The organism is Porphyromonas sp. COT-108 OH1349 (assembly GCF_000768755.1).
Lineage (GTDB): Bacteria > Bacteroidota > Bacteroidia > Bacteroidales > Porphyromonadaceae > Porphyromonas_A > Porphyromonas_A canoris.
Genome location: NZ_JRAH01000013.1, coordinates 333,837 through 354,152 on the forward strand (window position 1 = coordinate 333,837; position 20,316 = coordinate 354,152).

At 45.4% G+C, this 20,316-nt stretch carries 16 protein-coding genes; 6 read left to right on the top strand and 10 right to left on the bottom strand.

The window, feature by feature from the left end:
• Positions 1–7 precede the first annotated feature (7 nt).
• The 3 genes from JT26_RS03310 to JT26_RS10115 all read right to left on the bottom strand — a co-directional run bounded on the left by JT26_RS03310 (position 8) and on the right by JT26_RS10115 (position 3,234).
• Complete coding sequence (locus tag JT26_RS03310; protein WP_036846007.1) at positions 8–1,444, bottom strand: TolC family protein; 1,437 nt, start codon at positions 1,442–1,444, stop codon at positions 8–10.
• A gap of 809 nt (positions 1,445–2,253) precedes the next feature.
• Entirely contained in the window at positions 2,254–2,634 is a 381-nt protein-coding gene (locus JT26_RS03315) for a DUF2752 domain-containing protein (RefSeq protein WP_036846010.1), read from the bottom strand.
• Positions 2,635–2,649: 15 nt separating this feature from the next.
• A complete protein-coding gene (locus tag JT26_RS10115; RefSeq protein ID WP_052110321.1) occupies positions 2,650–3,234 on the bottom strand; it encodes a CD225/dispanin family protein in 585 nt (194 codons plus the stop codon).
• Between the two features lie 172 nt (positions 3,235–3,406).
• Between JT26_RS10115 and JT26_RS03325 the strand changes: the two genes are divergently transcribed.
• The 3 genes from JT26_RS03325 to JT26_RS03335 are packed head-to-tail and all read left to right on the top strand — an operon-like array spanning position 3,407 to position 7,539.
• The gene (locus tag JT26_RS03325) at positions 3,407–5,131 is read left to right on the top strand and encodes a LysM peptidoglycan-binding domain-containing protein (protein WP_036846013.1); all 1,725 of its coding nucleotides are present in this window, start codon (positions 3,407–3,409) and stop codon (positions 5,129–5,131) included.
• 5 nt (positions 5,132–5,136) lie between these two features.
• Positions 5,137–5,853 (top strand): porin family protein, encoded by a 717-nt coding sequence (locus tag JT26_RS03330; protein WP_052110322.1) that lies wholly within the window; start codon positions 5,137–5,139, stop codon positions 5,851–5,853.
• 12 nt (positions 5,854–5,865) lie between these two features.
• Positions 5,866–7,539 (top strand): formate--tetrahydrofolate ligase, encoded by a 1,674-nt coding sequence (locus JT26_RS03335; protein WP_036846015.1) that lies wholly within the window; start codon positions 5,866–5,868, stop codon positions 7,537–7,539.
• 590 nt (positions 7,540–8,129) lie between these two features.
• On the opposite strand, the gene JT26_RS03345 is transcribed toward JT26_RS03335, so the two are convergent.
• The 7 genes from JT26_RS03345 to ribD form a co-directional block, all read right to left on the bottom strand.
• Complete coding sequence (locus JT26_RS03345; RefSeq protein WP_036846021.1) at positions 8,130–9,455, bottom strand: UDP-glucose/GDP-mannose dehydrogenase family protein; 1,326 nt, start codon at positions 9,453–9,455, stop codon at positions 8,130–8,132.
• Positions 9,456–9,490: 35 nt separating this feature from the next.
• The gene (locus JT26_RS03350; RefSeq protein WP_036788789.1) at positions 9,491–10,972 is read right to left on the bottom strand and encodes a TrkH family potassium uptake protein; all 1,482 of its coding nucleotides are present in this window, start codon (positions 10,970–10,972) and stop codon (positions 9,491–9,493) included.
• A gap of 10 nt (positions 10,973–10,982) precedes the next feature.
• Positions 10,983–12,323: a Trk system potassium transporter TrkA gene (gene trkA / locus JT26_RS03355; protein WP_036846024.1), complete on the bottom strand. Its 1,341-nt coding sequence runs from the start codon at positions 12,321–12,323 to the stop codon at positions 10,983–10,985.
• A gap of 16 nt (positions 12,324–12,339) precedes the next feature.
• Positions 12,340–14,262, bottom strand: coding sequence for a 1-deoxy-D-xylulose-5-phosphate synthase (gene dxs / locus JT26_RS03360; protein WP_036788793.1), 1,923 nt, complete (start codon positions 14,260–14,262; stop codon positions 12,340–12,342).
• A gap of 134 nt (positions 14,263–14,396) precedes the next feature.
• Positions 14,397–15,968 carry an exo-alpha-sialidase gene (locus tag JT26_RS03365; protein ID WP_052110323.1) on the bottom strand — a complete coding sequence of 524 codons (1,572 nt, stop codon included), beginning with the start codon at positions 15,966–15,968 and terminating at the stop codon, positions 14,397–14,399.
• 22 nt (positions 15,969–15,990) lie between these two features.
• Complete coding sequence (locus JT26_RS03370) at positions 15,991–16,953, bottom strand: NAD-dependent epimerase/dehydratase family protein (protein WP_036846029.1); 963 nt, start codon at positions 16,951–16,953, stop codon at positions 15,991–15,993.
• Positions 16,954–17,105: 152 nt separating this feature from the next.
• On the bottom strand, positions 17,106–18,167 hold the full coding sequence (gene ribD, locus JT26_RS03375; protein ID WP_036846032.1) for a bifunctional diaminohydroxyphosphoribosylaminopyrimidine deaminase/5-amino-6-(5-phosphoribosylamino)uracil reductase RibD: 1,062 nt from the start codon (positions 18,165–18,167) through the stop codon (positions 17,106–17,108).
• A 36-nt stretch (positions 18,168–18,203) separates the two neighbouring features.
• On the opposite strand from ribD, the gene JT26_RS03380 reads away from it, so the two are divergent.
• From JT26_RS03380 to JT26_RS03390, 3 genes are read left to right on the top strand one after another with little or no spacing between them, the layout of a single operon-like run.
• On the top strand, positions 18,204–19,100 hold the full coding sequence (locus JT26_RS03380; protein ID WP_052110325.1) for a HemK/PrmC family methyltransferase: 897 nt from the start codon (positions 18,204–18,206) through the stop codon (positions 19,098–19,100).
• Positions 19,097–19,624, top strand: a complete 528-nt coding sequence (locus JT26_RS03385) for a regulatory protein RecX (protein WP_052110326.1) — start codon at positions 19,097–19,099, stop codon at positions 19,622–19,624. Before JT26_RS03380 ends, JT26_RS03385 begins: the two co-directional genes overlap by 4 nt.
• Positions 19,599–20,315 carry a ComF family protein gene (locus tag JT26_RS03390; RefSeq protein ID WP_081964508.1) on the top strand — a complete coding sequence of 239 codons (717 nt, stop codon included), beginning with the start codon at positions 19,599–19,601 and terminating at the stop codon, positions 20,313–20,315. Before JT26_RS03385 ends, JT26_RS03390 begins: the two co-directional genes overlap by 26 nt.
• Position 20,316: the final 1 nt, after the last annotated feature.

A 20,316-nucleotide genomic window follows, 5' to 3' on the forward strand; every position in this document is an offset into this window, starting at 1 on the left:
TAATTTATTACTGTTCTATATCTCTTGTTCGGAAGTAGTATCCGTTCATCTTCTTCTTGTCTGCACTTAGGGAGAAGAACTCGTAGATGATCTGCTGATAGTTTAGACGAGCTTGCAGCAGAGCAAGTTCGGCATCGTTCAGCTCTACCAAAGTGGATGCTCCGGTCTCGTATCTCTTTTTGGCTATCTGATACCCCTTTTCTGCCATCGTTACAGTATTGCGAGCACTCTGCATATTGGAGAATACACCTTCGAGCTTTTGGTTTAGGGTGATCGCTTCAGAAAGCAGATTGTTTTTCTGAAGCTCTCTTCTAAGCATCGCCTGATCCGTTGTCAGTTTTGCTTTTTTGAGTTTCATCAACCGCTCTCCACCGCTGAAGATCGGTATTTTAAGAGAAAGCGAAACGGCAGAAGATGGAGTCCATTGGTAATCTTTGAGAACAAAGGTATCGTCCATAGCACTTACCCTGTAATATCCCCCAAGAGAAAGAGAGGGTAGATATGCAGACTTTACCAGGCTTTCCTGTGTTTTTAGCATCTTTATCTGTTGGTCTGTTTTCTTAAGATCTATATTGTTGGAGATCATGGAGAGTACACCTTTCTTCATCTCCTCTGCTTCCATTGCCATTTCACGTTCCAAAAATCCCTCTTCAAGCGGAGAGATGGTTGTGGGAGTCTCTATATCCACACCCATGAGGATGTTGAGCATATACCTTGCAGAGGATACAGCGTTTCTGGATTTAACGAGATTTGGCTCGATGTTTCCCATCTGAACCTCCGCTCGTATCTTATCGTAGAGCGGGATGATGCCGGCTTCATACTTTTTTGAAGCGTCTTCGTAGGTGGACTTTGCGTAGTTCCAACTCAGTTCCATCACCTTAAAACTCTCTTCTGCAAGCATGAGAGCGTAAAAAGCCTTCGTTACATTGTTGGTAAGAGATACTTTCGATAGCTCGGACTCCAGCAGTGCGCTTTCCACCATTTGCTTGTTCAGCTTCAGGCTGTTCCAGAGTTGAGGCGCTATCAGAGGCATACCTATCGTAACACCGCCGTTGATGTTGTGTGTCCTTCCCACTTCTATCCCTTTGGAAAGATCCGGCATGCCGGGAAAAGAAGGCATACTGCCCTTCCCTCCCAAATACATCACCTGCTTCTTGATGGTATAGCCATAGTCTCCGGAGGCATCTATTCTGGGAAGGAGTGTTGCCCAAACGGATTTGCTGTCATACTTGCTCTTGAGTATGTCCATTTCGGAGATCTTTACCATAGGTCCTTTATCGAACGCTATCTCAAGAGCCTTCTCCAACGTCAGAGCCACTTTAGGGCTTGTGGCATTTTCTGTATCGGAGGCGGATTTTGTCTCCTGTGCCGATGTCTTAGCAAGACATATCGCGGAAAAGAGTAGGATTAAGACCCACTTCTTTTTAAGGTTTCCGGTTGCCATTGTCGTTATATTTTTCATGTAATGTTGATGTAAGCTAAAGATACAGCCGCTTACTCTCTGTCTTTACTTCTTTGGGGTCTGTGGACTAAGACGCATTGTGTCGTCATCTGAAGAGATCCTCACTACTCGCAAAGGTACTCTAAATATTGTTACGATGGTACACGAGAAACAGTGTTTAGAGGTAAATATTGAGTTTTTCCCGCATTCGGATTTAAGACCAAAAAAGGATAGAGAGATTTAGATCCCGTCAGTGCGTTTTTTGAAAAAGAGAGAGAAAAATAAAATAGTCTTATAAGATCTTTGGAAGAGAATTTAGAGGGATTTTCCTGACTCGATTTTTATATATTCCATCCCGAAAAATGCTCACTTTTTTCGGTCTCTCTATTTTGGTTGAAGGGGGCGTTTTCAGAGCACGACCGAATTGTTAAATCGGGGCTTTTTTATTAACACAATTTCCGAAACCCGTTAAGCCAAAACGCTAAACGAGCATATTTTGTCGGCTTAACGTGTTTAATTTTTCAATGAACACGTTTACTGATTTCATTTAATACGTTTACCGGATTCAAAAAAGTTCGCAAATTCGAGATTTTTATATTGTTTTGACAGATAGTTGTTTATCGCTCTATCGGACCTCCTAGATGAAAAGAAGATTTTTGTCGGCAATGAAAAAAGCAGAGGGTTGGTGCTTCTGTTTTTATATAAAAGTGCACTCCCCAATGGACGGAAAAAGGGGGAGAGAATCTGATAGTTCTCTCCCCCCTTTTTTGTAAATGTGTCGCTTCCTAAGAAGCTTCATATAGATGTCGTTGTCAGATATTAAAAATATTTCGTCCTATCCACCAAAGGATCACTATGAGAATGAGAGCAAAGATGAACTTACTGCTATTCAACATACCATAGAGCCTGGGCCATCTTTTGTGTTGTATCTCTGCAATAAGCAGTAGCAACAGCAACGGAATGGAGAGTGTCAAGAGTGCATTGTGCCGGAAAGCTCCTACTATATCTCCGTTAAGCAGATCATGCACCACTCTTTGACTACCGCATCCGGGACAAGAATACCCCGATGCCCAAAGAAAAGGGCATTTGGGAAAGAACCTTGAGCTTTCGGGATCTATGAAGAGATAAACTCCCACGAGGACAATACTGATGATAATGAGAGAGAGGTACAAGAATATCTTTTTCCTATTCATCTGTCGCTCTCTCTATCAAATATTGATTCCTCCAAAGGCTCCTTCTGCGATGATGGCTGCAAATATAAGGAAGTAGAGCAGGATAAAGATTGCGTAAAGTCCTATACCTGTAAACAGAGCCACAAGTATCCATTTCTTTGCCTCTTTTGAGTATCTCAAGGCCTCTGCTTGTCTGCCTGCAAGGAAATTGCTTTCGACTCTCAATGCCTTGGTGAGAGCTATTATTCCTAAGATATTACAGCAGAAAAATGTTATGATGAAGCTCTCCAACAACCATGTTCGAGGCATTATGTCGAACAGCGGATTGGTTTCGGTATCTGTCTTAGGAGTGCTACTCTCTTTGAAGGAAGGCATTTCCGGAGTTTTTTCCACCCCCATGGCAGAAAAAGGTTTTGGTTCGGAGGGAGTGGCTGTTGCTCTCATCGCAGAAGGCTTTCCGTATGAGGAGATATAGGGAGCCAACTCCGGCAAAGTCTCTGCCGTGGTCCACTTTTCGAGTCCTTCTTTCCAGACCAATGTGTCATTTCTCAAGTAAAAATCTTTGAGCCCTTCCAGAGATACCGGACCTACTTTCTTTTCATTGACGACGATGTAATACATAATAATGATAGAAGCTTAGATGGTTTATGTGAACAAATATAACAATTATTTCTTCTTCGTTGATACCATAGTGTGTACGAAGTTTATATCTTTGTACCCTAAGACTATGGAAAGCAGTTTACAGGAGTATTCGGCTCTTTATCGTCTAAGACTAAACGGATAAAGTGAAAATATGAAACGACTTTTATTTGTTCTTACATTGGCAGTAGTATGTGTATGCGGTCTCTATGCTCAGCAGACGCGTAAACATATAGTGCAGGCCGGGGAAAATGCTTACAGGATAGCAAAACAGTACAACATCTCTACCGAGCAGCTCTATGCTCTCAATCCGGGAGCAAGAGAGAAGATCGTAACCGGACAGACCCTCTTGATACCGGAGGCTCAGAGTGGCAAGAAGGTTGCTCCGGTAAGAAAAGACACCTATCACAGCGTGGAGAAAGGTGAGACCCTCCTACTCATTGCCAAGAGCTATGGCGTTACGATGGAGGATCTGATGCGAGCCAATCCGAACCTGAAAGATGATGCAAGCATTCATGTAGGCATGGTACTCAAAATTCCTCCCGTCTCTCGGAACTTTTCGGATACGGATAGCTCTCCGGCAATCCCTGTACAGACAAGGAAGTTGAAGAACTATACCGTCCAATCGGGGCAGACAATATATAATCTTCTCTCTATCACGGGATGGACGGAAGATGAACTATACAGATACAATCCAACTTTGAAGAAGGGACTTATTGCCGGTCAGGTGATCTTGATTCCCGATGATAGTATGCCTCATCTGCCATCTTATCCGACTTCCGGAGAGGTAAGAACAATATCTCCTGCTGTTCCCACTCTTTTCGGAGTAACGAGTATGGTTTTGGCTCTCCCTTTCAAAGAGGATACTTCTCGCCGTTATGTGGAGTTTTATGAAGGATTGCTTTTGGCTCTTAAGCACGAAAAGGATAGAGGGAGAAATGTAGAACTTCATGTGGTGGACTGTTCCGATAGCGAAATGGAAAGTTCTTTTACCACCCTTCGTGAGACTAAACGAGTGGATGTCGTTATTGGCGGGGTTTCGGATGCTTCTATCGCCCAACTGTCTGCATTCTCAAAAGAGAAGGGAGCAAAGTATGTGCTGCCTTTTGCATCAAAGGTAGAGAGTGGCGCGAAAGAAAATCGTTCATTATTTCAAATAAACCCTCCTCACGAGAGCACGCATAGGCTGGTTGCGGAAAAGTTTGTAGAGAGGTACGGCAATCTTCCCGTTTTGATCTTCAACAGCAGCAAGAGCAGAAGCGATGAGAGAAAAGATGCTTTTCTGAATGTTTTGACCGGAGAGATGACTCGCAAGCAGGTTCGACACTTTTATCTGAACACGGAAGAGACTTTATCTCCTGAAAAGCTTACGGAGATAGCCCTCTCTAAAGGAGGAAAGATAGTTGTGGTACCTACTGCCGCTACCAAGGTGGTGCTCCAAGAGCTGTTGGAAACTGTTGCCAAGATTCAGAATGAAGAGATTTCTATCGAAGTGTTCGGCTATCCGGACTGGCAAATGTATGAGACATCGCTGAAACCGCTGTTCCGTAGAGTGCCTGTCTCTTACTATTCGATGTTTTATGTGGATCAGAACTCCCCCGAATACAGACACCTTTCTCGAGAATACTTTACATGGTTTGGACGTAATATGGCTAATGTCTATCCGCGATACGGACTTTTGGGATATGATATTACCCGTTACTTTATGGCCTATGGAAAAAGTGACGGAGAGATAGATCATTCCGGATATATTACTTATCCGCAGCTTCGCGGAGTGCAGAGCAACTTGGGCTTTTCTACTTCTGAAGAGAGTGTGGCACATATTAACAATGGAGTCTTATTCGTAACATACAGGGAGGGACAGCTCTCCGTAGAGTAAAAGATATGCTGAAGAGATTTTTTCTATTCCTCTCACTCTGTTCTCTTTGGATGCTTCCGGTCAGAGGACAGAGTATCACTGAGATCAAGCAGATGCTCGGATATAGTCGTGGCAAGACGCAGTTCATGGCCGGGTTGATTGCCGGTGCCAATGGACAGTACATGATCTTTCAGCCCGAAGTTAAGCAGAAGATACGTTTCGGTTACGACGCCGGGATTGTGCTGCGAGCAGATATGGGGCAGCTTCCATGGACATCTATCGAAGCAGGTATATGGCTTGAGGCTTCTTACTCGGACAGAGGATGGACAGAGCAGAACGATGATTATCCTAATCTTAAATACTCCCGTACTCTCCGCTGGATCAATATCCCCTTTATGACACATCTTATTATAGATGCCTTTAACAGCCCTGTAAAGCTGACATTGGATGCCGGCCCCAACTTCGGATGGCTACTTTCTGAAAGCAGTGAGTCTACCTACAAGGAGGGAGGGTCTTACTCTGTTGTAACCCGGCAGCACAGCATGCCGGTGGAGAACAAGTTTGCATGGGGAATAGGGGGAGGTCCCGGGTTGGAGTATCAGTCCAAAAAGTGGGTGCTTGGTCTTAGAGCGACCTACGTTTATGCTCTTGGAGAGATATATGGAAATAAAAGGAAGGATTACTTCGGGAAGTCTTCCGAACAGACTTATTCGCTGAAACTATACTACTTATTCAAATTTTAATATTAGCACTAAATGAAAACAGACATTCAAATAGCTCGCGAGGCAACCCTTTCACCCATAATCGAGGTGGCGAAAAGGGCAGGATTCTCGGAGTATGCCGTAGAATCTTATGGCAGGAACATGGGTAAGATCAATCTGGACGCACTGGATAAGAGTGTCGATGATAAGCCTAAAGGAAAGCTCATCCTTGTTTCTGCGATCACTCCGACAAAGACCGGTATCGGTAAGACAACGGTATCCATCGGCTTGGCTCAAGGGCTTAATAAGATAGGCAAGAACGCATTCGTTGCACTTCGCGAGCCTTCGTTGGGACCATGTTTCGGTATGAAAGGTGGTGCTGCCGGTGGTGGGTACGCGCAAGTGCTCCCGATGGAAAAGATAAACCTTCACTTTACCGGAGACTTCCATGCGATCACTTCGGCCAACAATATGATTTCTGCGCTTTTGGACAATTATATCTACCAGAACAGGAACACAGAAAAAGCTCTCAAGCAGGTGGTTTGGAAGAGGGTTTTGGACGTGAACGACCGCAGCTTGAGAACGGTGGTAACCGGTCTTGGCGGCATCAACAACGGCATACCTGCCGAGACAGGGTTCGACATCACTCCCGCTTCTGAGGTGATGGCTATTCTTTGCTTGGCGAAAGACCTCAGAGATCTTCGCAGAAGGATAGAGAACATCGTGCTCGGTTACTTGAACGACGGCACACCCTTCACCGTAAAGGATCTGGGCATTGCAGGAGCGATAACGGTGCTGTTGAAGGATGCTTTTAACCCGAACATTGTTCAGACCATCGAGCAGACCCCGGCCCTCATTCACGGCGGGCCTTTTGCGAACATTGCTCATGGCTGCAACTCTCTTGTGGCTACAAAAACGGCTCTTCAGTATGGTGATTATGTTGTTACGGAGGCGGGGTTCGGAGCGGATCTCGGTGGTGAAAAGTTTTTCGACATCAAGTGTCGTGTGGGAGAGCTTGAGCCGGCGTTGACCGTGCTTGTTGCCACTGTTCAGGCCATCAAGCTCCACGCCGGGGTTCCGCAGACGGATCTCAAGACCGAGAACGTGCCGGCTCTTCAGGAGGGCTTCTCCAATCTGGATCGTCACGTCGAGAACCTTGTGAAGTTTGGTCAAAGCGTTTGTGTCTGCATCAACAGGTTCCCGACGGATACCGATGACGAGATCCAAGCCGTTGCGGACTATTGCGAGAAGAAAGGTGTCTCTTTTGCCATCAACGAGGCATTTGCCAAAGGTGGAGAGGGAGCCGTGGCACTTGCCAAAGAGGTCGTGAGAATGGTGGAGGAGACTCCGTCCAAGCCTTTGAAGTATGTGTACGATTTGGAAGACTCCATTCGCACAAAAGTCGAAAAGATCAGCCACGAGATTTACAGGGCCAACATGGTAGAGTTCTCCGGCAGAGCCACCAAGATGATCAAGCGCATAGAGGAGCTTGGTTATGCTCACTTCCCTGTCTGTATTGCCAAGACACAGTACTCGTTCACCGACAACGCCAAGCTCTACGGCGCACCGTCCGGATTCGACCTCAAGGTAACGGACGTAGTGCTCAACGCGGGAGCAGAGATGATCGTCGTGCTCATGGGTGATGTGATGCGTATGCCGGGACTTCCCAAGGCTCCGTCGGCCAATCAGATAGACATCGTCAAAGGACAGATCGAAGGACTCAGCTGATAACGCCCCATCTCATAAACAAGCCCGGTATCGCCCCTTTTCGGAGGTTTGATACCGGGCTTGTTGCATTTTGTACGATCCGAAACTACAGAGTGTAGTATAGGAAAAAATTTCCCGTGCGCACGTAAAAAAATTTCTGTAGGTAAGAAAAAATATTTCCGTAGGTAAGAAAAAATATTTCTGTAGGTAAGAAAAAATATTTCTGTAGGTAAGAAAAAAATTTCCGTAGGTACAAAAATTCAGACCTTTACGGAAGAAGGTTTATCTCCCTCTATATGAGCAAGATACGGAGATGGAAATTGTGGCGGGTTTTGAGACCCTTGCAGGGTACTTTTTTTGCTGTTTTGCCTTCGAGATTCGGACCCGGTTTCGTTCCCGAAAACGCTCCCCAAACCTCACTTCCGAGACGTTGTCTCTGAGGCTGTCTGCAAAAAATCTCTTTCTTATCGATACATGACACCTCCCCCGTAACGGGGCGTCTCTCTTGGGGAGGGGAGCGGTGCGGGCTTTCGAGGGGAAGGAGCGCGGGGCGGATGGCGATGGCGTTCACTGCCTCTCGGCATGGCGCATCGCCACAGGACGCACCGCTGCTAAGATTTGCCTATGCCGTAGTAGATGAGTCCGGCTTGTTCGAGCTCCGTTTTGTTGTAGATGTTTCTGCCATCTATTAGAACGGGATTCGGTTTCATGGACGAAATGATGCGCTGCCACAGAGGCATTCTGAACTGTTTCCACTCGGTTAGGAGTAGTATCGCATCCGCTTTTTCGGAGGCGGAGTAGAGACTGTCGGCATACTCTACGCGGCTGCCGAAGTGCTTTCGGGCTTCGGGAATGGCGACCGGATCGTACACACGGATACGCACGCCGAGAGCGAGAAGTCGGGCAATGACGACGACGGAAGTGGCTTCCCGCATATCGTCCGTTTCGGGCTTGAAAGATAGCCCCCAGACCGCAACGGTCTTGTCCCGAAGGGTGTCGCCATAGTGGCGGAGCAGCTTCTCCACGACCACTTCTTTCTGCCTGTTGTTCACATCGTCCACGGCTTTAAGTATGGTAAGATCCATCCCGTGCTCCAGCGCGGTCTGCCTGATGGCTCGGACGTCTTTTGGAAAACAGCTGCCGCCGTATCCGCAGCCGGGGTATAGAAATGCCGTGCCGATGCGCTTGTCTGCACCCATGCCTCGGCGGACGGCTTCGATGTCCGCACCCAAGAGTTCGCACAAGTTTGCCATCTCGTTCATGAAGCTGATTCGGGTCGCCAGCATCGCGTTGGAGGCATACTTGGTAAGCTCCGCGGAGGCGATGTCCATGAAAATGACGCGGAAGTTGTTCAGCAGAAAGGGTCTGTACAGCTGGGTCATGATCTCTTTGGCTCGCTCCGAATCCACTCCGACGATCACTCTGTCCGGGCTTGTGAAGTCTTTTATCGCGCTGCCCTCTTTGAGAAATTCCGGGTTCGAGGCAACGTCGAAAGGAATATCCTCCCCGCGCAGATCCAGCTCCGCCTGTATGATCTCTTTCACCCTCTTTGCCGTACCGACCGGCACCGTGCTCTTCCCCACGATGAGAGCATATCTGCATAGATGCTGCCCGATCTCCTTCGCCACCGCATACACGGCAGAGAGATCCGCATTGCCGTCGGCACCCGAAGGTGTGCCCACAGCCGTGAATATGACATCGACCTCTTCGATGCAGGACGCCAACGAGGTGTGGAAGAAGAGCCTCTTGTCTTCGATGTTGCGCTGAACCATTACATCCAGCCCCGGCTCGTAGATGGGGATGATACCCTGCTTGAGGTTGGAGATCTTCTCTTCGTCAATATCCACGCAGTGTACGTGGACTCCCATTTCGGCAAAGCAGGCGGCTGTCACCAGCCCGACGTATCCGGTTCCTACGATAGCTATGTTGAATCCCATATATGTGTGTTGTCTGATGAGATGAGAATAAAACTTCAGTCCTTCCAAAAACCACCGTGAAAGACTGCCAAAACAGTGAAAATCTCCAAGCGACCGATCATCATCATCAAAGACATCACGATCTTGGAAACAGAGCCTAAAGCAGCGTAGCTCTCCGTAGGCCCGAAAGACTCTAACGCCGGACCGCTGTTGGAGATACACGCAACAGCCACGGAGACAGCACTGTCGAGCTTTATCCCTTCAACGGTGAGAAATAAAATACAGAGCAAGATGAGCATCGAATAGGCGAAGAAAAAAGTGCCTACCTGACCCACAAATCTTGTCGGAATCACGATATTGTCCGCTCTTACCGGCAATACCGCATTGGGATGAGTCCGCTTGCGTATCTCGTTGAGTAGGTTCTTGACAAGAATGAGAAAGCGACCGACCTTGAGCCCCCCACTCGTGGAGCCGGTACAGCCCGCAACAAACATGATACAGAGCGCGAGCAGAGCAAAGAACGAGAGCCAGCCGTCATAATCTACCGTGTAGTAGCCCGTAGTGGAAATGAGGCTGATGACTTGAAAGAATCCGTGCCTGAGAGCTTCCAGAGGAGCGTCAATGATTCCTTTCATATAGATCCAGACCGAAGAGGCAAACCCTACAATAACCACAATGGAGAGAAACCATCTGAACTCCGTGTCCTGTATGAGCTTCTTGGGCTTCCCTGTAAAGGCAAAATAGATGAGAGAGAAGTTTGTCGCGGCAAGAAACATGAATAACATCGCCACGACATCCGTATAGGCGGAGTTGTAGTACGACAGAGAGTCCGTCCGAGTGGAAAATCCTCCGGAGCACACACAAGTGAGAGCATGGCAGACAGCGTCAAACAGGTCCATCGGTCCAATCCAAAAGAGAAGAACGCACGCAAAGGTCAGGATGAGGTAAATGTTGGTAACTTTCTTTGCCATGATGCCGGCTCTCGGCATGAACTTCTCGTGGAGAACTCCGCTTGCCTCGCAGTTGTAGACCAAAGAGCCTGATCCTCCGAAGACAGGTAAAAGAGCCAAAGCAAAGACAACAATACCTATACCTCCCTGCCATTGAGTGATGCTGCGCCAAAGTAACAGCCCTTTTGGTAGAGCTTCTATATTGTCCAATATGGTCGCTCCTGTCGTGGTGAATCCGGACATCGTCTCAAAGAAAGCATCCGCCGGATTGGGAATGTACCCACTGATAATATATGGAAGCATACCCAAAAGAGACAGGGTAACCCATGCAAGGGAAACGGTCAGCATCGCTTCTTTTCTCCCGGACTTGTAGTGTTTTGCCTCCCTGCCTGCAACAAGAAGAGTCCCTCCCACTGCAGCCATCGCAACAATGGCTGAGAGAAAACTCCATACGATAGACTTGTCGTAAAAGAGTCCTACCGATAGAGAGAGGATTAGAAAGGGAATTTCTAATAAACAGAGAAATCCCAACATTCGGGCAACGAAGCGGTAGTTCACTTTCCGTCTGATGTTATCGAACAGATGCATAGATTCTTTGTTAGGAGAAGAAGTGTCTCAACTTTATTAAGGAGTGCCCAAGACAGAATGCAAGGACTACATCATTGGGTTGTATTACGGTAGATCCTTCCACAAGCTGCATTTTCCCATCTCTAATGAGAGCTCCAAGACTTATTTCGTTGGGGAGCTTCAAATCTTTGATCTGTTTGGAGGTTATCTTGGACCCCGGTTTTGCTACCAGTTCCACAACATCGGCATTGGCAATAGCCAGACACTTTACGTTATTTACATCCACATTGAGGAGATGTCTGTATATACTTCCTACTGCAATTAGCTTCTTATTTATAAGGATCCCTATCTCCATCTGTTCTGCAATAGAGAGGTAGTCGATGTTCTCTATCCGGGCAATAGAACGATACACTCCCATCCGTTTAGCAGCCAATGTTGCCAGAAGATTGGTTTCGGAATTACCGGTAAGTGCTGCAAAACATTGGGCATCCTCTATACCCTCCGCTTGCAAAAGTTGAGGATCTCTTCCGTCTCCATGGATAATCATGGTATTGGATGGAACGCGTTTTGCCATCTGCTTACACTTTTCATAGTCCGTGTCTATGATTTTTGCTTTGATGTTGGATGGTAGCAGCTCCACAGCTTTGATGGCTATTCTACTGCCTCCCATCATTATGATCTTTCTTACTTCTGATCTTTCTTTTCCACAGAAGATCCTTACTTTATCGAGATTATCCTTTTCGCAGGTTACGAATATAATATCTCCATCTTCTATTTTGGAGTTACCTCTGGGAATAATAGTCTCCTGCTTTCTTTTTATGGCGACAACGTGGAAGTACTTTTCTGTACTCGCGAGTTCCGAAAGATACATACCCGATAGTGGAGCTCCGGGCATCATTTTTACTGCAAGCAACTGAACTCTTCCCTCCGAAAGACTCCAATATTGTCTTGTCCAAGGTAAACGTACTCCATCTACTATCTCTTGGGCTGCAAGCAATTCCGGATAGACCATGTAATCGACACCGAGGTTTTTGAAGAAAGCGGCATTGGGATCTTCGAGATACTCCTGGTTATTGATCCGAGCCATGGTCTTCCTTGCCCCAAGGTTATGGGCAAGTATGGCTGCTGTGATATTTGTACTCTCTTCGGGGGTGACACTTATGAAGAGATCACTTCCTGCAATGCCGGCATTTCTGAGATCTGCCAAGGACGTCGGACTCCCTTGTATCGGTAGTACTTCCAAACTATTGTCGTATGCAAACTCCAAACGAGAAGCATCAGAGTCCATGATTGTGATGTCATGATCTTCTCTGGATAGTAGAGTTGCAAGGTGTGATCCTACTTCTCCGGCTCCGGTAATAAATATCTTCATACGTAATGAAATAACTTTATAGAAGAGAGGCGTAGACCGCTTTTATCTTTTTTAGAATACTTTGTGTGTCTATTTGGCTATAAGCATATTGTTCAGGAACGCTGCCATGAGGGATAAACTCATCATCAATACCTAACATATATACTTTAGGGATGCTTTGATTTTGTTCCGAATATTCTGAAAACCATTCCAATATCGCACTTCCTATCCCTCCTTTTCGAGACCCATCTTCAATTGTAATCACAGCTTTGTATCCTTCAGAAAGTATCTCTCGAAGAATTGTATCATCCAGAGGTTTTACAAATTTCATGTCGTACAATGCCGGAGTTGGTTCTCCGTTTTTTTGCATTTCGTCAATTGCTTCTATTGCATTGCATACGATAGGTCCATAGGTCAATACTGCAATGCCCTTACCTTCTTTCAACTTCTCTCCTTTTCCTATCTCCATTTCTTCCAATGGTGTTTTCCACTCAATCGTATGTCCGCTTCCCCTTGGGTATCGGATTACAATGGGGCAGAACTCCGGATGCTTGTATGCTGTGTACATCATATTCCGGAGTTGCATTTCATTTCTGGGAGAACAGAGAACAAGTCCCGGAATGGTACGAAGCGAAGCAATATCGTAAAGTCCATGATGAGTACAACCATCTTCACCTACCAATCCTGCACGATCGAAGCAGAATATTACAGGGGCTTTTTGCATGGCTACATCATGAATAATATTATCATAAGCGCGTTGAGAAAAAGTAGAGTAGATATTGCAGAACGGAATAAGTCCGGATAGAGAAAGACCCGCAGAAAAAGTTACGGCATGTCCTTCTGCTATACCTACATCGAAGGTCCTTTCCGGAAATCTTTTTTGCAACAAAGTCATAGAGCATCCAGTTGCCATTGCAGGAGTTACTCCTACAACTCGCTCGTCCATTTCAGCTAATTCTACAAGAGTTTCTCCAAAAACATCTTGATACCTAGGTGGTTGAGGATGATCACTTGATGAGGATAGGCGCTCTCCGTTTTTACTATTAAACTTACCCGGGGCATGCCATACAACCTGACTTTCTTCCGCAGGCTTGTAACCTTTTCCTTTCGTTGTGATAAGATGTAAAAGCTTTGGACCGGAAAACTCCTTTATGTCTCTAAGAACCTTTACCAGATAAATCACATCATGTCCATCTACCGGACCGAAGTATCTCACATCAAACCCATTAAAAAGATTTCTGTGCTCAGAAAACAGAGATTTTATACTGTTGTGAAATCTTACGACCTTTTTCTTTTTCTGTTTGTCCATCAAGTTCATACTTGATAGCCCTTTGTACGCCGTATATCTTAGCTTATTGTAGGTCTTGTTAGTGATGAGATCTACCAAAGCTTTGTTTAGTCCTCCCGTACTGGGATCTATGGACATATTATTATCATTCAGAATAATAAGAAGATCATTGGGAGAGTTTGATGCATTATTGATTCCTTCAAAGGCAAGCCCTCCGGTCATAGAACCATCACCAATGATTGCTACCACTTTCTCTTTTCTACCACAAAGCCTGTTCGCAACGGAAAACCCCAACGCTGCGGATATAGAATTAGATGCATGTCCTGCAATAAAAGCGTCATAAGAACTCTCTGCTCTAGATGGAAAGCCACTTAATCCGTTCCATTTACGCAATGTTTCGAAGCGGTCTTTCCTTCCGGTCAAAACTTTATGAGGATACGCCTGATGCCCAACATCCCAAATAAGTTTGTCTTCAGGTGTGTCATAAACATAATGTAGAGCTACTGTTAGCTCTACCACTCCAAGTCCTGCTCCAAGGTGTCCGGGATTTCTGCTTAGTGTGTCTATAAGGAAGAGACGAATTTCTTCACAAAGTAGAGGGAGTTCTTCTTCCTTCAGATGCTTAATATCTCCGGGAGTGTTTATATTGTCCAAAAGAGGGTAGTTCATCATATATCATCAAAGACCTTATTTAGTCCATGCTAAACAAAGTTAGCAAAACCCATGAAACTATTAGCATCATCTACAGCACAAAGAAGATGTAGATGATGCTAAATTATATTGTATCGAACAAAAACGATAGAGAACTACTGCTTCATAGCATCCTCAAAAAGCCATTCGGGAGATATCCTAACAAAAACAAGACTAATTGGTTCATCCTCTTCCGTAAAATATCCTATGTCTCCATTGGGTAAGATGGCAAGATCTGTGTACGCCGTTGAACCTTTAAAAATAGTCTTATTCCACTTCCATGTTTTTGCCTCATCGTTGGAAATAAATATTGTTCCATTTTTGCGCGCACCTTTATCAAAAGGTATGGAGTGTAGAAGAAACTCTACGTTTGGTCTCGACTCATGCTTATATCTCATGATGGCACCATTACAAGCAGGCTCTATTATTTCAGACCATTTAGCCGGAGTGCCCCATGTCTGACCTCCATCGCGGGAGATGTTATAGTATCTGTTACCTCTGAATTTATTCCTTATACTCATCAGAAGTCGCCCGTCTTTCAGCTCTATAATCTTACTTTCATCTCCTCCCATCATGGCAGGTCCGGATACTTTCCATGTTAAGCCTTCATCATCGGAGTAGTAAGCATAGTTATTAAGAGAGCCCATTTCACCTTCTCTTACGGCTGCAGCAAATAGTATTCTCCCATTTTGAGTAACGCATCCATTGCCCGATGCACAGAAAGAAGCCCACCAATGCTTGCGCATATCGTTGCTATTTTCTTCTCCGAATAGTTGTGAGGTAATATCTCTCGGAGCAGACCATGTAAGACCATCATCTGTACTTTCAGAGATATAAGTCCTGTTCGGATCATTAGAGCGACTTTGCCATAGTCCGGTACCTCCTACATATATCATCAGTAGCTTTCCGCTTTTGGTCTCAACGATTGCAGCATCTCCATATCCCTTGAAACGCCCTTGACCTTCAGCAACAAGGATCGGTTTGCTCCAGGTATTGCCGTTGTCTGTACTGCGTTTAACAACAATGTCTATATCTTCCGGAAGATCCACTATGTTTGCTTTTCGCTTATCTGCAATAGCTATGATGGTACCTTTTTTTGTGGTGATGATTGCCGGAATGCGGTAATTTTTTGAATTATAGTCTCCCGGCGCCCAAAGTGTAGTGTATGTTTTGAAGACTCTTCTCTCACTTTCGTTTACGCTCTTTATCACCATCTGCTTTCCGTTAAGCAGGGCAGATCGTATTTCGGATTTTACCAAAGAGCCTTCCGGAGCATTCGGATTTACTTTGGCTGTAAGATAGATGACATTATTGGCTATGTATTTATCCTTAAATCTAAACTTAAAAGATATTCCCCCGCCTCCGGTAAAAGGCTTGTTCATAGCCTTTATCGGAGTCGGAGTTTTGTAATCTACTATATCTCTTATCCTGTCTACAGAAGAGCTATAAGCCACTATTTGGGATAGGGGAGTATCGGACAGGTCTAAGAAAGAGAGGGAGAGAGCTATATTTTTAGGCAACTTCTCTGCCGGTTTTATGTACAGTTTGCAGAGAGTTTGCATCTCTTTCCCGATGGCTGTGCCGTGATTGGAATAGTGGACATATAGTGTGTCCGGAGTTTGACCACTTAGGTTTGTTTGCAATCCAAACAGGCAAAGACCTGCCAATAAAATCAATCTTTTCTTCATGTAGATGGTGTTGAGGTATAAGTTAAATAGGCTTATTGAATCTCTTGGATAGCACTTCAAGCATATCCTTAGTCATGGCATCGAGATTGAATTTCGGATTCCATCCCCACTCTTCTCTTGCACAAGAGTCATCGAGAGAGTTTGGCCAAAAATCTGCGATACCTTGACGAAGAGTGTCTATATTGTAATCCATCGTGAAGTCAGGCATCTGCTTTTTGATTGCAGACGCCAATCCTTCAGGATCAAAGCTCATAGAGGCGATGTTAAAAGAGTTTCTATGTACCAGTTTGGATGGGTCTGCTTCCATGAGTTGAACCATACCTTCAAGAGCATCGGGCATATACATCATATCCATAAATGTGCCCGGTTTAAGGGGACAAGTATATTTACGCTCATTTATTGCACTGTAATAGATATCCACAGCATAGTCTGTAGTACCTCCTCCCGGAGGAGCCACGTTAGATATAAGACCCGGAAAACGAGTAGAGCGAGTGTCTACACCAAAACGGTGGAAGTAATAATCGCTCAAGAGTTCTCCGGATACTTTCGTAACGCCGTACATGGTACGAGGTCTTTGTATGGTATCTTGAGGAGTGTTGTCTTTAGGAGTTTCGGGACCGAATGCTCCTATGGAGCTTGGTGTAAATACCGCACACCCTTTTTCTCTTGCAACTTCAAGAGTGTTGAACAGACCGCCTAAGCCGATATGCCAAGCCAGTTGTGGTTTCGATTCTGCTACTGCAGAGAGTAGAGCTGCAAGGTTATAGATTGTGTCGATCTTGTATTTTTCTACAACATCTGCAATCTGTTGTGCATTAGTGATGTCTACGATTTCTGCCGGTCCGCTTTCCAATAATTCTCCTTTCGGAGCAGCAGATGGAATGTATCCTGCGACGATATTTCCTTGAGGATAATGTTTTCGCAGATGCATGGTTAGTTCAGAACCTATCTGCCCTGTAGACCCAATAATAAGAACATTCTTCATAAAAGCATGTAAATTTTGGATAAATAAGTTTGTGTCGATTCGTATGTTTTTACTTACTGCTGTACCCTCTCTTTACTTTAGACATAGAGCGGTCTCGTTGATATCCAAAATAGGGGGGAGCGGAACGCCGGACAAAGATACAAAGAATAATTTTACAAAGGGAGACGGATCATATGTGTGACTTTGTGTCCATCTATCTCTTCAATTTTTTCTAAGATTGTCTGCTCTTTTTCCTCTTTGTTGAGATGAGAAATTTGTGGTGCAGAGACTCCTTTCCTCAGCTTTACATTGGAGGTCTCTATCCTGATTTCATCCCAAATATCTGCCTGGAGAAATGCCTCCAACACTCTTTGCCCTCCTTCTACCAAGATGCTCCGAATGCCTTCTTGAGCGTAAAGAGCTTCTATCTGTTTCGGGAGAGAATCAGTATCTGCAGAGAACAGAGACCACATATCCCGTTTAGATGAAAAGTGTTCGGGGCGGTTGTCGAATAGATTTGCATCGCTACTCCAAACCAGCTTGCGAGGTTCTTTCCCATGCCAAAGTCTCAGATCCAGCCGTGGGGAGTCTTTCAGAAAGGTCTCTTTCCCTATGAGAATCGCTTCAAATTCAGCCCTCATTTTATGTACCAACATAGAAGTAAAAGGAGTGGATATCTTACAAGGGGATAGCTGGACAGGAGTATCCGGAGTCCGATTATCTATAAATCCGTCACTGCTCTCTGCCCATTTGAGTGCTATATAAGGTCTTTTCTTGAGTTGTCTCACAAAAAAAGGAAGAGCCAAGCGGATACAAGCCTCTTTTTCCACATCTATATCCACACGGATGCCGTGAGATCTGAGCTGCTCGATGCCTCCTCCTTGAACTTTTGGGAAGGGATCTTTCACTCCTACAACCACGTGTCGTATTCCTGAGTCTATGATAAGCCGGGAGCATGGCGGTGTTTTTCCATGATGGCAGCAAGGTTCCAGTGTTACATATAGCGTGGATTCCGGTATCAAGGCTCTGTTTTTTTTCGATACACTACGGAGGCAGATCACTTCCGCATGAGCTTCCCCCGAATATTGATGATACCCTTCTCCTATAATGGTATCGTCGTGTACAAGCACTGCCCCCACTTTCGGGTTATCCTTTACACTGTTCCACTCTGCTCGTTCTGCAATCTCCACAGCCCGTAGCATATACATACTTTGTTTGTCAGAAGTCAAATTCATCTTCTCCTATCCTTTTTTTCTTACATTTGCATCACGATGAATACTCTTTTCCCACAGCATTTTGTGCGATACATAACATCCCAACTTCTCCCCGTGTATCGGAGTGAAGAGGGTGCAAAGAGCATTGCCCGGCAAATATTGGAGTATTTGGTAGGAAAGCCGTACCCCTCCATTGTTTTGGACAAAGATAGCACAATAGACCAAGAGAGCATAGAACAAAAAGCTCGTGATATTGTGGAGAGACTCCGGCAAGGAGAGCCTTTGCAATACATTTTTGGCTCTGTCGAGTTCTTTGGATATAATATAAAGGTTGGTCCCGGAGTACTTATCCCGAGACCTGAAACGGAAGAGCTTGTTTCGCTTTTGCACTCAAGAGGATGGCTTTTGCCGGATAAGCAATATGCCGATCTCTGTTCCGGTTCGGGCTGCATAGCTGTGGCTTTGGCTGCTCTTACTTTCCCTTCTTTTGTGGATGCGGTGGACTTCTCTCTGGAGGCTGTCTCTTTTACACAAGAAAATCTTGCGGCAAACGGATATACCGATACGCAGAGGTATCGGGTAGTCTCTCATGATCTTCTTTCCGGAGCACATGATACCGAGGGAAAGGTATATGGAATCGTAAGCAATCCGCCTTATATTCCACAGAGCAAAGAAAAGGAGATGGAGCACAATGTTCTCGGCTTTGAACCACACCTTGCACTTTTTGTGCCGGACAGCGATCCTCTCTGTTTTTACAGGGCTATTCTCGAATCTTATATGCCGAAGCTGGAAGAGGACGGATTTTTTGCATTTGAAACAGAGACGGATTTGACCGGCGATGTAGCTGTTCTTGCCCACAAACTGTGTGGAGAAAGAGGAGAGGTTGAGGTATTAGAGGATATGTTCGGACGAGACAGGTTTTGCCTGATAAAACTAAAAAGCCTGCGCAGATGAGGAGAGAAAAAGAGGAGATCAGGCTTTCTTCCGAAGAGTATGATGCCCTTCTTCTCAGGGCGGCAAAGTACTCTTTATTGGGCGAAAAATGTACGTCTCAACTAAGAGACAAGATACAAGCATGGAGTCCGGGTATAGCAGAAGAGCAGCTTTCTTCGATTATAGAAAAACTCTGTACCGAGAAGTACATAGATGAAGAGAGATACGCTGTTGCCTTTGTTTCCGATAAACACAGGTTTAACAAGTGGGGACCTATTCGGATTGCTGCGGAACTTAAAAGTAAGGGCATTGATAAAATCACCATAGATAACGCTTTGAGGGAAATCTTTCCGAATGAATGGCTCGAAACAGCAGTCGCTCTTCTGCAACAGCAGAGAGGGCGCATCTCATCGGCAAAATCTTCCTACGAACTTCGGAATAAGCTTTACAGATGGCTGTATGCCAAAGGATATCCATCCGCCACCGTGAGTAAAGCGTTGGAAAAACTGGATCTTTCGGATGATGAAGAGGAGCATTGGGAGTAGCATAACAGGGGTATTGGATACGATATTCCCTGTTTTCTGTGTTCACTGTGGCGACAGGTTGGATGTCGCGACCGAGAGTGCAGCACTGTGTAATGAGTGTTTGGACAAAATACACGGTACGGTAAGGCACAAAGCTTTCTACGAGGTAGAGGAGCGGGTAGCCGGTATACTGCCCTTGGGAGAGATGTTTTATTCCATGCTGTATAGAGACGATACGGCAGAGAAAGAGATTATTTTGAGAGGCAAATACGGAGACGAGCCTTTCCTGTTCCGAAGTTTGGCAGAGGCATTTGGAAAAAGATTGAGAAGAGATGGCTATTTTCGAGATGTCTCTTGTGTCGTGCCCGTGCCTGCATCTAATTCCAAGAAAAAGAGGAGAGGGTACAATCAGACTCGTTTCATCGCAGAAGGGCTTGCCAAAGTATTAGGAATAGAACTTATAGACGAGGTCTTGCTGCGTCGGGATGACGGTGGCGGTACACAAACAGCTCGTTCCAAAGAGAAGCGATGGCAGGCTATGGAAAATTTGTTTTACTGTAAGTCGGAAGATGAGCGGCTGCGAGGAAGGCGTGTACTTCTTGTAGATGATGTCCTTACTACGGGAGCTACTCTCGTACATGCTGCCAAGGCTCTTTTTGAAGAGAGTGGAGTAGAGAGCATATCCTTTTACACTCTATCCGTGGATATTTGAG